Source organism: Bordetella petrii, assembly GCF_020991325.1.
In the GTDB taxonomy this organism is placed as follows: domain Bacteria; phylum Pseudomonadota; class Gammaproteobacteria; order Burkholderiales; family Burkholderiaceae_B; genus Bordetella_A; species Bordetella_A petrii_E.
This window is the reverse complement of record NZ_JAJMLX010000166.1, coordinates 1-10,106: the sequence shown is the minus strand read 5'-3', so window position 1 is coordinate 10,106 and position 10,106 is coordinate 1. Positions and strand designations below refer to the sequence as shown.

General features: G+C 65.6%; 10 protein-coding genes. 3 read left to right on the top strand and 7 right to left on the bottom strand.

From position 1 onward, the window contains the following. From LPZ50_RS16190 to coq7, 6 genes are all read right to left on the bottom strand, one after another. The coding region (locus LPZ50_RS16190; protein ID WP_230662589.1) for a glycosyltransferase at positions 1-477 on the bottom strand (477 nt) is incomplete at its 3' end. Then, positions 477-1,838 (bottom strand): murein biosynthesis integral membrane protein MurJ, encoded by a 1,362-nt coding sequence (gene murJ / locus LPZ50_RS16185; protein WP_230662587.1) that lies wholly within the window; start codon positions 1,836-1,838, stop codon positions 477-479. The genes LPZ50_RS16190 and murJ, both read right to left, overlap by 1 nt. Positions 1,839-1,917: 79 nt before the next feature. Beyond that, positions 1,918-2,943, bottom strand: a complete 1,026-nt coding sequence (locus tag LPZ50_RS16180) for an SDR family oxidoreductase (protein ID WP_230662585.1) — start codon at positions 2,941-2,943, stop codon at positions 1,918-1,920. A gap of 9 nt (positions 2,944-2,952) precedes the next feature. Further along, positions 2,953-4,227 carry a Vi polysaccharide biosynthesis UDP-N-acetylglucosamine C-6 dehydrogenase TviB gene (tviB, locus tag LPZ50_RS16175; protein ID WP_268903433.1) on the bottom strand — a complete coding sequence of 425 codons (1,275 nt, stop codon included), beginning with the start codon at positions 4,225-4,227 and terminating at the stop codon, positions 2,953-2,955. Positions 4,228-4,330: 103 nt separating this feature from the next. Beyond that, on the bottom strand, positions 4,331-5,425 hold the full coding sequence (locus tag LPZ50_RS16170) for an MraY family glycosyltransferase (RefSeq protein ID WP_230662583.1): 1,095 nt from the start codon (positions 5,423-5,425) through the stop codon (positions 4,331-4,333). Between the two features lie 724 nt (positions 5,426-6,149). Further along, the gene (coq7, locus tag LPZ50_RS16165; RefSeq protein WP_230662581.1) at positions 6,150-6,827 is read right to left on the bottom strand and encodes a 2-polyprenyl-3-methyl-6-methoxy-1,4-benzoquinone monooxygenase; all 678 of its coding nucleotides are present in this window, start codon (positions 6,825-6,827) and stop codon (positions 6,150-6,152) included. A 117-nt stretch (positions 6,828-6,944) separates the two neighbouring features. Here coq7 and LPZ50_RS16160 point away from each other — a divergent pair, with 117 nt between their 5' ends. Genes LPZ50_RS16160 through LPZ50_RS16150 form a run of 3 tightly spaced genes read left to right on the top strand, consistent with a single transcriptional unit; the run spans position 6,945 to position 8,915 of the window. Beyond that, a complete protein-coding gene (locus tag LPZ50_RS16160; RefSeq protein WP_230662579.1) occupies positions 6,945-7,385 on the top strand; it encodes an OsmC family protein in 441 nt (146 codons plus the stop codon). A 39-nt stretch (positions 7,386-7,424) separates the two neighbouring features. Next, entirely contained in the window at positions 7,425-8,396 is a 972-nt protein-coding gene (locus tag LPZ50_RS16155; RefSeq protein WP_230662577.1) for a thymidylate synthase, read from the top strand. A gap of 27 nt (positions 8,397-8,423) precedes the next feature. Further along, positions 8,424-8,915, top strand: coding sequence for a dihydrofolate reductase (locus LPZ50_RS16150; RefSeq protein WP_230662575.1), 492 nt, complete (start codon positions 8,424-8,426; stop codon positions 8,913-8,915). A gap of 10 nt (positions 8,916-8,925) precedes the next feature. On the opposite strand, the gene LPZ50_RS16145 is transcribed toward LPZ50_RS16150, so the two are convergent. Continuing rightward, positions 8,926-10,106, bottom strand: a 1,181-nt coding sequence (locus LPZ50_RS16145) for a PLP-dependent aminotransferase family protein (protein ID WP_230662573.1), incomplete at its 5' end; no start/stop codon positions are given.

Below are 10,106 nucleotides of genomic sequence, written 5' to 3'. Positions count from 1 at the left end.
GGTGCCGCGCGTCAGGGCAACCACGCGCGCCGCATGCGGGTAGGTGGCGCGCCGCAGGCGCTGCCACAGGCCCGACAAGGCCTGCGACGGCGGATGCGTATGTTCGGTGGCGATCACCCGGCACGGCAGGCCGCGCGCCGCCAGCACGGCCAGCACGGAAGCAGTGGTCATCATGCCCAGCACGATATCGGGCTGGAACCGCTTCAGCACCCGCCGCAAGACGCGCACGCGCTTCACATTGGCCAGCATGCCGCGCAGGCCGCCGCCCTCGCCCGCCGTGTTCAGCACTTCACGCTGCACGGCAGGGTGCAGGGTGTAGGCGTCATCGCGCGCGTCGGCCTGGGTTACCACCATCACGGGCCAGCCGGCCTGGGCCCAATGCGCGCTCAGGTCGGCGGCCACGCGCTCGGCACCGCCGCCATGCAGCGAATGAATAAACACCAGTACGCGCGGCGGGGTATCGTCAGGGCGGGCCATCAGGGGGTCTCTTTCGCGGCGGGCGGATCGTGGGGGCGCAATGCCACCACGGCGTAGCAGGCGAACGACAAGGCATACATCAGGCTGGTAGCAAGCATGATGCCCGCGGTGCCCATGCGGGGCGCCAGCATGGCGTTCAGGATGACCTTCAGCAGGAAGTTCGCCACGGCGATCAGGGCCATGATGCGATAGCGGTTCTGGCTGGCCAGCAGTTGCACCAGGATCAGCACGCCGAAATAGAAGGGCAACTGCAGCAGGCCCCAGCGCAACACTTGCGCCACGGCCTGGGTGTTCTCGGCCGTGAAGGCGCCGCGCTCGAACAGCAAGGCCACGCCCCACGGCGCCAGCAGCCAGGCAATGGCCACCGCCACCGCGCCCGCCCCCATCATCAGCACCGACCATTTCAGCGCCATCGAACGCGCCCGCGCGCCGTCGCCACGGCTTTGCACGTCGGCCAGCACGGGCAATGCCGCGCGCCCCACCGATACCGCCCCGATGCCCAGCAGCAGCGACAGCAGGCGCGCGGCATAGCCCAGCGTGGCATTGGCGTTGTCGCCCAGATTCGCGGCCGTGTATTGGTCCAGCGGGCCGACGAAGCTCATGGCCACCTGGCCCACCAGCATGACGCCGGCGGCGCTGACCAGTTCCGGCCAATGCGGCGAACGCATGGTCAGGCGCGGCGCGCCCCACAGCCCGCCGTCGGCGCGCGCGGCCAGCCAGGCCAGCCACACGGCCTGGACGATGTAGCCCACCAGCGTGCCCCACAACAGCGGGCCGACGTCGTCGGCGGACACGGCGGCCAGCATCACCCAGGCCAGGGTGGCCACGGCCGGCGCGCTGTCCAGCAAGGTATTCACATGGCGTTCGTGCGCGCGCAGCCGCGCGCCGCTGATGCCCGCCATCAGCACCAGCACCGTCACCGGCACGAAGGCGTACAGCAATTGAGTGCTCATGGCCGACACCTGGCCGGACAGCCCGCTGCCCAGCCATTGCAGCACCCATGGCCATGCCAGCGCCGTCAGTGCGGCAAGTATCAGGCCACCCACCAGCACCATGCCCTGCAGTTCGCGCACGAACAGGTCGCGCTCTTCGCCACCGGTGCGCCGCAGGCGCACCAGCACCGGAATCAGCACCACGCCCAGCACGCCCACGATGGTGACGGGCAGCCAGTTGGCCATGGTCATGGTGAACTGATAGGCGTCCACGGCATCGCTGATGCCGTAGCGGTAGGCCACCGCCATTTCCTTCAGGGCGCCCGCGGCCTTGCCCAGCACCAGGAAAATCGCCACCCTGAACGCGCCCTTGAAAATGCGCTGGTGATCGGGGTGGATGGAACGGAGCCGGCGCAAAATGGCGTTCAAGCGGCCGCCCCCCAGGCCGCGCCTGCGGCCCGCCGCCCCCCGTGGGGGCGTGTCTGCCAGGCTCGGCCAGCCATCGCGGTCAACGCAGGAATTCCGTGTACCACGGCATGGCGGTCTGCAGGCCGCGCAGGATGTCGTAGGCGGGCTGGTAGCCCAGCAGCTTGCCCGCCTTGCCGATGTCGGCTTGCGAATGGCGGACGTCGCCGGCGCGGAACTCGGCATATACCGGCTGCTTGTCGTACTGCACGCCCTGGGTGCCCAGGGCCTGCGCCAGGTAGCGGTACAGCTGGTTCAGCGTGGTGCGGCCGCTGTAGGCCACGTTGTAGACCTGGTTACGGCCGTCTTCGGGCGCCAGCGAAGCCAGCAGATTGGCCTGCACAGCGTTTTCCACGAAGCAGAAATCGCGGCTGGTCTCGCCGTCGCCGTTGATCACCACGTCGTCGCCGCGGATCATGGCGGCCGTCCATTTGGGAATGACGGCGGCATAGGCGCCGTCCGGATCCTGGCGCTTGCCGAACACATTGAAATAGCGCAGCCCCACGCTGGCAAAACCGTACGAACGCGCGAACACGTCGGCATACAGTTCATTCACGTACTTGGTTACAGCATAGGGCGACAGCGGCTTGCCTATGATGTCTTCCACCTTGGGCAGCCCGGGGTGGTCGCCGTAGGTGGAACTGGACGCCGCGTACACGAACGACTGGACCTTGGCGTCGCGTGCCGCCACCAGCATGTTCAGGAACCCGCTGATATTGACCTCGTTGGTGGTGATGGGGTCGTTCAGCGAACGCGGCACCGAGCCCAGCGCGGCCTGGTGCAGCACGTGGTCGACGCCGTCGGTGGCCTGGCGGCACGCTTCCAGGTCGCGGATATCGCCTTCGATGAAGGTGAAGCGCGCCCACTGCGCCGCGTCGACCGAGCCGCGCACCTCGTCCAGGTTGTGGCGGTGCCCGGTGGCGAAGTTGTCCAGCCCCACCACGGTCTGGTCCAGCTTGAGCAGGGTTTCCAACAGGTTGGAACCAATGAACCCCGCGCAGCCCGTCACCAGCCACTTGCGGGGCGACTGGCGCAGTTCCCGCTGGATGCTTTCGTAGCGCTCGCTCATGGCAACTCCTTACAGGCGCAGGTCGGATTCTTCGGGCGGCAGCACGTACTTCAGGTCGTACAGCACATGCTTGGCCTTGCCCAGCTTGCGGATGGCTTCGGCGCCCATCTTGACGAACTGTTCGTGCGACACCGCCAGGATGATGGCGTCGTACTTGCCCGCCTCGGGCGTGGCCACCGGCGTAATGCCGTACTCGTGCACGGCTTCGGCAGGGTCGACCCAGGGGTCGTACACGTCGACGTCGACGTTGTATTCGCCCAGTTCATTCACGATATCCACCACGCGGGTGTTGCGCAGGTCGGGGCAGTTTTCCTTGAAGGTCAGGCCCATGACCAGCACGCGCGCGCCCTGTACATGGATGCGCTGCTTGGTCATGCCCTTGACCAGCTGCGACACCACATAGCTGCCCATGGCATCGTTCAGGCGGCGCCCCGCCAGGATGATCTCGGGGTGATAGCCGATGGCCTGCGCCTTGTGCGTCAGGTAGTACGGGTCCACGCCGATGCAGTGCCCGCCCACCAGGCCCGGCCGGAACGGCAGGAAATTCCACTTGGTGCCCGCCGCCTGCAGCACGGCCTCGGTATCGATGCCCATTTTGTTGAAGATCAGGGCCAGTTCGTTGATCAGCGCGATGTTCACGTCGCGCTGCGTGTTCTCGATAACCTTGGCGGCCTCGGCCACGCGGATGCTGGACGCCTTGTGCGTGCCGGCGGTAATGATTTCCTTGTACAGCGTGTCGACCAGCTCGGCGACTTCCGGGGTAGAGCCCGACGTGACTTTCTTGATGGTGCTGACGCGGTGCGCCTTGTCGCCCGGGTTGATGCGTTCCGGGCTGTAGCCGGCGTAGAAGTCTTCGTTGAATTTCAGGCCCGACACGCGCTCCAGCACGGGTACGCAATCTTCTTCGGTAGCGCCCGGGTACACGGTGGATTCGTAGATGACGATGTCGCCGCGCTTGAGCACCGCGCCTATGGTTTCGCTGGCCTTGACCAGCGGCGTCAGGTCGGGCTGCTTGTAGGCGTCGATAGGCGTGGGCACCGTCACGATGTACACGTTGGCCTTGGCCAGCTCGGCGCGGTCGGCGGTATATGTCAGGTGCCTGGCCTGCGCCAGTTCGGCGTCGTCGACTTCCAGCGTGTGGTCATGGCCCGCTTTCAGGGCGTCGATGCGCTTGGCGTTGATATCGAACCCGATAACCGAACGCTTCTTGCCAAACTCCACCGCCAGCGGCAGTCCGACATAGCCCAGGCCGACCACGGCAAGTTTTACCTCATCGATACGCAAGATAGCTCTCCCTTTGCCGCCTTCGTTTCACGGCATTTTAAGTAGGAACGGGGAATTGTAACAACGGCCCCTCGACCCGTCGCGGGGCCGCCCGACAGGATGTTCAGTGGGTGCGCGGCAGCAGCAGCCAGCCCGGCCGGCGCCAGGACACCAGCCGCACGTACAGCCAGATATAGGCCGACGCGAATACCACCAGGCTCAGGCTGAGGATCCAGGCGTTGTCCCACCAGATGGTGGCCGGCACCAGGCCGATCAGCGCCAGCACCCACATGTAGGGCGATGCCAGTGCGTTGCACAGCGCCGGCACCGCATGGCGGCGGTTCTTGCTGAAAGTGACGCGAACCAGGCGCCGGAACACCAGCTGATGCAGATGCAGCGCATCGGGCTGGTCTACGGGCACGCCGCGCTTGAAGCGCCGCCGCCAGATGGAAAAACCGGTTTCGAACACCGGGTAGAACAGCACCGCCAGCGCGTAGAACGGCGACACGGACGGATTGCGCACCACCAGCAGCACGGCCAGTTCGGCCAGCATGAAGCCCAGGAAATAAGCGCCCCCATCGCCCAGGAACACCCGGCCAAACGGGAAGTTCCAGACCAGGAAGCCCAGCGTGGCCGAGGCTAGCGCGGCGGCGATCATGGAAATGGGCAGGTCGCCCACCTGCAGCGCCACCAGGGCGATGGATACCGCCATCAGGGTGGCCACCATGCCGGCCAGCCCGTTCATGCCGTCGACGATGTTCAGCGCATGCGTACAGCCGCCCACCGCGAACATGGTGAACAGCAGCGACACGGGCCAATACGACAGCACCCAGTCAATCGGCGCCATGCCCACGCGGCTGACGCCGCCCAGCAGCCACCATGCAATCGCGGCGGACAGGAACGCGGCCAGCAGGCGCTTGCTGGCGCCGATGTCTTTGGTGATGTCTTCGAGCAGGCCCGCCACGAACACGGGCAGCACTGCCACGAACAGCGCGGGCCACAGCCAGGTCAGCGTCATGTTGCTGGGCCCCAGCACCAGCAGCCCGGCCAGCGACCCGGCCAGTACCGCCAGCCCGCCCACGCGTGGCGTGGCGCGGGAATGCGAGGCTTGCGGCTTGCTGAGGTCGCTGTCGCCGGTAAAGGCGCCATGCCAGCGCTCGGACGCCACGATGAGTCCCCCCACCATGAACGCCACGACGCAGATGTACAGCCAGGTCACGGAAACACCTTAGTTGGGTCGAATTTTGTAAAGCACATCATTATCAAGAGCGCGTGTAACGTTCGTATATGTGAGACATAAACAAGTGAAAGTCGCCCGCACAGAACGTAACCGAACCGGCCGCTGCGCCCGGGGGCCGGCGCCCACTGCAATGCATTGTAGATCTTTCCGATGCATGACAGCGTTGAAACTTAAGGGTAAATACCAAGCCAGCGGGATTTGGATCACCAGATGATTCGAACGTTCGCGTGGCGCCGGCAATCAATTGGGGACACACCAAAAACACCGAAAAAAAAGCCCGAGATCTTGCGATCTCGGGCTAAATCCACCAAAGGAGGAGGGTGGAGGAGACAACCGGGGCATGTTGGCGTGAACACTGCATCAGGTTCGACCGCTACGCATTCGGGGTAAACACCGCGCCGACTGCGTTTTCAACATCCATGACTGAATCGTAGCGCATTGTTTTGTGCGATGCAAGATTTTTTTTAAGGTAATTTGCATGCCGCCCCACCTGTTGTGGTTTTGCAGCAATGCCAACGGAAAACGGCGTGGTTATTAGCTTGTACGGCGGAAAGGGTTTTTGCCAAAAGGGTAAACCCTTGCGGGGTTACCCTATATTTTTCAATTACTTAGCCGCCTTTATCGCAAACAGCCCGGGCATTGCACCAAACCTGATTGTGCAATGCACCAAGTTATGCCCCAAAGCGGTGCTTTCCCCGTCGGGTCATAGCCAATAGGCGGTGGACGTCATGATGCGCGACATGGCGCGCATGGCGCCGCGCACCGGCGCCGGCAAAGGCACCCCGCCCGCCCGCTCGGCGCTGTCGCGGTGCTGGGCCTCGTCGTCTTTCATTTTGCGCACGATCTGGCGCGAGCGTTCGTCGGTGTCGGGCAGCTTGTGCAAATGGCTGTCCAGGTGGGCTTCGACCTGGCGTTCGGTTTCGGCCATGAAACCCAGGTTGCGCGCGGTGCCGGCGCGGCTGGCCAGGGCTCCCAGCGCGAACGACCCCGCATACCACAGCGGATTCAACAGGCTGGGCCGGCTGCCCAGTTCTTCCAGACGCCGCGCGCACCAGGCCAGGTGGTCGACCTCTTCGGTGGCGGCATGGTGCAGCAGGCGCCGCACGGAATCTTCGCGGCAAGCGGCCGCCTGGCCGCGGTACAGGGCCTGGGCGCAGACTTCGCCCACGTGGTTCACGCGCATCAAACCCGCCGCATGGCGTTTTTGCTGGCCGGACAGCGGCGGCTCGGGCTCGGGGGCATCCACGGGATACGGACGCGTGGCCGTGGCCGCCCCCGACAGCACACGCAAGGCGCGATCGACCTCGGCGAACAACGGGTCGAGGGGGCCGGGCCGCCGGGAAAACGGCGTGAACCCGGAAGACGTCGAGGCAACAGACATGGGTAGGCTCCTGGCTGGCGTCCCCACCCTATTGAACGGCGGGGTACTGCTTCGCGGATTGTACGCAACGGGTATCATCCAGGCTTATTCGCGCTCAACGCTCAAGGAACACTTCTCATGGATTGCACCATCAACTGGGGCGGCCCCGAAGGCATGCTGTTCGTGGCCTCCACTGGCAGCGGGCATGTGGCCGCCATGGACGGCGCCGTGGACGGCGGCGGCCACAATCTGGCGCCCCGCCCCATGGAAATGCTGCTGGCAGGCACCGGCGGCTGCACCGCCTACGACGTCGTGCTGATTCTCAAGCGCGGCCGCCACGCGGTTACGGGTTGCAGCGTCAAACTGTCGGCCGACCGGGCCGACACCGACCCCAAAGTGTTCACGCGCATCCACTTCGCGTTCACCGTCACCGGCAAGAACCTGCCGCGCGCCGCGGTGGAACGCGCCGTGCAGCTGTCGCACGAGAAATATTGCTCGGCGTCCGCCATGCTGGAAAAAACCGCCGAACTGACGTTCTCGGTAGATATCGTCGACACCCAGGAAACGCAGGCGGCCTGACCCGGCCCTTGCCACGCCCGGACCGCCGGGCGCATTGCCATGAAACAATACCTCTCGCTCATCCAGTCCATTCTCGACCACGGCTCGTGGCAGGAAAACCGCACCGGCATCCGGACGCTGTCGCTGCCGGGCGCGGCGCTGCGCTTCGACCTGCAACAAGGCTTTCCCGCGGTTACCACCAAGAAGCTGGCATTCAAGTCGGCGGTGGGCGAACTGGTAGGTTTTCTGCGCGGCGCCCGCAGCGCGGCCGACTTCCGCGCCCTGGGCTGCAAAGTGTGGGACCAGAACGCCAACGAAAACAGCAATTGGCTGGCCAACCCGTACCGCGAAGGCCCGGACGACCTGGGTCCGGTGTACGGCGTGCAGTGGCGGAAATGGCCCGCCTACAAGATGCTGCCGCGCGCCAATGCCGCGCAGATCCAGGACGCCATCGAGCGAGGCTACCGCCAGGTGGCCGAACTGGAAGACGGCGGCGTGCCGCAAGTACTGCTGTACAAGCCGGTAGACCAACTGCGCCAGTGCCTGGACACCATCCACCGCGCCCCGCAAGACCGCCGCATCCTGTTCCATGGCTGGAACTGGGCGCAAATCGAAGAAATGGCGCTGCCGCCCTGCCACCTGCTGTACCAGTTCCTGCCCAACGCCAGCACGCGCGAAATCTCGCTGTGCCTGTATATCCGTTCCAACGACGTGGGGTTGGGCACGCCCTTCAACCTGACCGAAGGCGCGGCCCTGCTGCATCTGGTGGGCAGGCTCACGGGCTACCAGCCGCGCTGGTTCTCGTACTTCATCGGTGACGCGCACATCTACGAAAACCACCTGCCCATGCTGCGCGAACAACTGGCCCGCGAGCCCTACGAATCGCCCCGGCTGGTGCTGTCGGACCGCATTCCCGATTTCGCCGTCACCGGCCGCTATGAGCCCGAATGGCTGGAAAAGGTCGAACCCACGGATTTCGCGCTGGAAGGCTACCAGCACCATCCGGCCCTGACCGCGCCGATGGCGGTCTGAACATCCATTGCGCCCTTATATTCCGCCATGCCCGCCCTGCCCCGCCTGACCCTGGTGGTTGCTTATTCCGACAACCGCGTCATCGGACGCGACAATGCGCTGCCCTGGAAACTGCCGGGCGACCTGGCGCATTTCAAGCGAACCACGCTGGGCAGCCCCATCATCATGGGGCGCAAGACCTGGGAATCGCTGGGCCGCCCGCTGCCGGGGCGCGCCAATATCGTCATCAGCCGCAACCCGCAGTACACCGCGCAGGGCGCGGTGGCGGTGCCCACCTTGCAGGCGGCCGTCGAGGCGGCCGGCACGGTCGACGACGCCTATGTCATCGGCGGCGCGCAAATCTATGCGCAAGCCTTGCCCCTGGCCCATCGCATCGTTGCCACGGAAGTCCACGCGCAGGTCGAGGGCGATGCGTTCTTCCCGTACTTGCCGTCGTTCGCCTGGCGCGAGGCATCGCGCCAGCCCCAGCCTGAAGAAAACGGCTACGCCTACGACTTCGTGGTGTACGAACGCGCCTGAAGGCGCGCGCCTATTCGGCCGCGCCGCATACGCCGCGCAAGAATCGCCATAGCTCCGGCCCCTGCGAATACGCTACGTTGAAGCGTATCCAGGGTATGTCTTCGTCGGCCGGGTCGAAATAAGAACCCGGCGCCAGCCATATGCCGTCTTTCAGGGCCTGCTCGGCCAGGGCATTGGCGCCCGCGGCCGAGCCGGGCAGGCGCGCCCACAGGAACAGCCCCGCCTGAGGCCGCGCCCATACCTGCAGGCCCAGTTCGTCCATCTGCTGGCCCACCTGCCCATGCGCCTGCGCCAGCCGTTCACGCGTGCGGCTGATGTGCGCGCGATAACGGCCTTCGCGTATTACCTGGTGCACCACCCGCTCCATGATTTCCGGCGAAGTCAGGCCCACAGCCATCTTGGTGCGCGCGATGTCGCGCATCAGATCGCGGTGGGCCGCCACGTAGCCCACGCGCACCGACGGGCTGATCACCTTGGAATAGCCGCCCAGGTACACCACCCGCTGCATGCCGTCCAGCGCGGCCAGCAAGGGTGCCACCCCTGGCATCAACTCGCGCGAGATGTCGTCTTCGATGATCCAGAAATCATGCTGCTGGGCGGCCTGCAGCACGCGGAACGCATTGGCCATGCTCATGACCGCGCCCGACGGATTCTGCAGCACGGTATTCGCGAACAGCGCCTTGGGGCGATGGTCGGCGGCCAGGCGGTGCAAGGCATCGCAGTCCAGGCCGTCCGGCGTGCGCGGCACGCTGAGCACCCGCATGCCGGCCAGGCGCAGCAACTGCAGCAGATTGGCGTAGCAGGGCTGTTCCACCACCACGGTATCCCCGGGCCGCAACAGGGTGCGTATGACCAGGTCCAGGCCATGCGTGACGCCCTGCGTCAGCAGGATCTGGTCGGCGGCGAGGTCCAGCCCATGCGCCGCCAGGCCGCCCGCCACGGCTTCGCGCAAGGGCGCATAACCATAAGGGTGGCCATAGCCGGCAATACGCAGGGCCGGCACGCGGCTCAGGTGGCGCAGCGCCTGGTGCAGGCCCTCTTCATTCAGCCATTCCCCGGGCAACCAGCCGCAACCAGACTTGATGGGGATGGAGTGGTCGGCATATATGTCCGATAGCAGCCAGGCGCCGCTTAACCGGGGCGGCTGCCATGGCGCCAGTGCCGGCGTGGCGGCCTGCGCGCGGGCCGCCA